At 65.7% G+C, this 3,073-nt stretch carries 3 protein-coding genes; all 3 read left to right on the forward strand.

Features of this window, described 5'->3' with window-relative positions; translation table 11 throughout:
• The first annotated feature begins 128 nt into the window (after nucleotides 1–128).
• The 3 genes from IAG41_RS22735 to IAG41_RS22745 are packed head-to-tail and all read left to right on the forward strand — an operon-like array spanning nucleotide 129 to nucleotide 2,988.
• Nucleotides 129–1,061 carry a tyrosine-type recombinase/integrase gene (locus tag IAG41_RS22735; protein WP_187730990.1) on the forward strand — a complete coding sequence of 311 codons (933 nt, stop codon included), beginning with the start codon at nucleotides 129–131 and terminating at the stop codon, nucleotides 1,059–1,061.
• Nucleotides 1,058–1,999: a tyrosine-type recombinase/integrase gene (locus IAG41_RS22740; RefSeq protein ID WP_187730991.1), complete on the forward strand. Its 942-nt coding sequence runs from the start codon at nucleotides 1,058–1,060 to the stop codon at nucleotides 1,997–1,999. Before IAG41_RS22735 ends, IAG41_RS22740 begins: the two co-directional genes overlap by 4 nt.
• The gene (locus IAG41_RS22745; RefSeq protein WP_187730992.1) at nucleotides 1,996–2,988 is read left to right on the forward strand and encodes a tyrosine-type recombinase/integrase; all 993 of its coding nucleotides are present in this window, start codon (nucleotides 1,996–1,998) and stop codon (nucleotides 2,986–2,988) included. The genes IAG41_RS22740 and IAG41_RS22745 overlap by 4 nt, the downstream gene beginning before the upstream one ends.
• The last annotated feature ends 85 nt before the right edge of the window (nucleotides 2,989–3,073 follow it).

Below are 3,073 nucleotides of genomic sequence, written 5' to 3' on the forward strand. Positions count from 1 at the left end.
GAGCTCGGGCATAATGCCGCGACCCGGATTATGCCGCGCGCCGCCGAGAAGGCGCGGTTGTCAGCATGATCGGGGGAAACCCGTTCGGCATAATCTTCGGTGCTCCAACAACCTGGAGCATTACGATCATGACCGACATTCTGACTGAGGCGGGAGCCGCGCGAGCGGTGCTGTTGACCGACTTCGAGGACTATCTCGTCAAGCAGCGTGGTCTGAGCCCGCGAACGATTTACCACACGCTGCGGTTCGCCAACCGGTTCCTCGATCATCGCTTCGGTGAAGGAGCGATCAATCTGCCGGACCTTCGTCCCCCCGATGTGATCGGCTTCATCGAGCACGTTCTGGCGACGGGACGCCGCGACAAGACGGTTGCGACGCATGTTCGCACCTTTCTTCAATATCTGTTCGGGCGCGCGGTGACGGCCACCAATCTGGCGCTGACCCTCCCCAAGACGGCGAAGCGCTGGGATGCGCGGCTTCCCCGGCATCTCTCGCCGGATGGGGTCGAGGCGGTGCTCGCTTCGGCACGTAGCAATCCAAAAGTCGGTGCCCGCGACTACGCGATGCTGTTGGTCATGGCGCGGCTTGGCCTGCGCGCGGTCGAGGTCATCGCGATCCAACTCGACGACATCGACTGGCGCGCCGGCGAACTGACGGTGCGCGGCAAGGGCCAGCTGCATGACCGCCTGCCGATCTCGCCGGAGGTCGGCGACGCGTTGAGCACGTATCTTCGCGAGGAGCGTGGCCCGGCGATCTGCCGAACCCTGTTCGTCACGCATCGCGCGCCGTATCGGCCGTTCAAGGACGGGCAGATCGTCAACGCGATCCTCAAGGAGGCGTTGAAGGCAACCGGCCAGAAGCCGGTGACTCCCTATGTAGGATCGCACCTGCTGCGTCATAGCCTTGCGACACAGTTGGTGAACGCGGGCGCATCGCTCGACGAGGTGGGCGATGTGCTGCGGCACCGCTCGCGTTCGTCGACGATGATATATGCCCGGCTCGACATCGACGGGCTGCGGTCTGTCGCAATGCCCTGGCCCGTGACGGGAGGCGCGCAATGAGCCTCACGTATCAGCTCGATCGCTATCTGCGTGTCCGGCGCAGCCTCGGCTACGACCTTGGCACCTCCGAGCGCATCCTCCGCCGCTTCACCCGGTTCGCCGATCGCGAAGGCGCCGATCGCATCGACACGGCACTGTTCCTGCGCTGGCACGCGACGCTGCCCGAGGCCTGCTCCTCGACCCGAGTGGCGAGGCTCAGCGTCGTGCGCCTGTTCGCGCAGTGGCTGAGCAGCTTCGATCCGGCGCATGAAGTGCCGCCGCGAGGCCTGCTGCCAGGCGCCTACAAGCGGTCGCGTCCGTATATCTACACCGATGCCGAGGTCGGATCGATCATCGCAGCGGCCAAGGCGCTGCCGTCGGTCTATGGCCTGCGCGGGCTGACCTGCTCGACGTTGTTCGGGCTCATCACGGTCACTGGTCTGAGGATCAGCGAGGCGCTGGCGCTCGATCGCGACGACCTCGACACCGACCATGGCGTGCTGCGCGTGCGACAAGGCAAGCTCGGCAAAGAGCGCTTGCTGCCGCTCGACCAGAGCGTGGTCACGCAGCTGGTGGGCTATGTTGCGGAGCGCGACCGGCTGATCGGCCAATCGGCCAAGCCGTTGTTCGTGACCGACAAAGCCACACGCCTCACCGACTGCTCCGCCCGGTACAACTTCGCGCAGGCTTGTCAGCAGATCGGCCTGCGGACCCATCAGCCATATGGCAAGCATGGGCGGGGACCGCGCGTCCACGATCTTCGGCACAGCTTTGCGGTGAAGACGATGATCGACTGGTACCGCACCGGAAAAGACCCGGCGCGCGCGATGATCCGGCTGACGACCTATCTGGGCCATAGCAATCCCTCCAACACATACTGGTATCTGGAAGCGGTTCCGGAGCTGCTCGATCTGGCGATGGCGCGAGCGACCGCCGATGGCCGGGAGGCACGCCAATGAGCGCCGCCACCTTGCCCGCGCTGGTCCAGCGCTTCTTCACCGACCGGCTGTGCGTTCAGATGGAGGCGAGCCGCCACACGGTCGCAGGCTATCGCGATACGTTCCGGCTGCTGTTGCGGTATGCGAGTGCCCGACACGGCAAGCCGCCGGTCAAGCTGACGATCGAGGACATCGACGCCGATCTGGTCGCCGACTTCCTTGTTCATACCGAGACGGTGCGTGGTAACAGCGCGCGCAGCCGGAACACCCGGCTCGCCGCGATCCGATCGTTCTTCCGCTACGTCGCGATGAGTGATCCGACCTGGCTGCTGCACTGCCAGCGCGTCCTCGCCATGCCCAACAAGCGCTATGTGAAGCGCGCGGTGACGTTCCTCGACGGCGACGAGATCGCGGCGTTGCTGGCAGCTCCCGACCGCACGACGTGGGCGGGGCGCCGTGACCATGCACTGCTCCTGATCGCGGTGCAGACCGGTCTGCGGGCCTCCGAACTGGTCGGCCTCAAGTGCGGCGACGTCGTCCTTGGTGGCGGTGCGCACGTCCGCTGCATGGGCAAGGGTCGGAAGGAACGCGCCACACCGCTGCGTCGCGAGACGGCCAAACTGCTGGCGGCGTGGATCGGCACCGACAAGGATGAGAGCAGGCCGCTGTTCCCGTCCATCCGCGGCGAACGGCTGAGCCGCGATGCCCTCGAGCATCTGGTCCGCAAGCACTGCCTGACGGCAGCGCGAGCATGCCCGAGCATCGGCTCCCGGCGGGTCACGCCGCATACGCTTCGCCACAGCACGGCGATGGACCTGCTCCACCACGGCGTCGATCCCGCGGTGATCGCGCTCTGGCTGGGTCACGAAAACGTCGAAACCACCCAGATCTACATCCACGCCGACATGCGGATGAAGGAAAAGGCACTCGCTCGCGTCGTCGCCCCCGCCACACCGTCGAGCCGGTTCCGGCCCGACGATCAGCTCCTCGCGTTCCTGGAAAGGCTCTGATTATGCCGAACAGCCGCATGGCCGATGCCAGGAAAACCGACCTCCAGCGGAGGCCATGCGGCATAATCCGGGTCGCGGCATTATG

This window comes from Sphingomonas sp. JC676 (assembly GCF_014489075.1).
Classification (GTDB): domain Bacteria; phylum Pseudomonadota; class Alphaproteobacteria; order Sphingomonadales; family Sphingomonadaceae; genus Sphingomonas.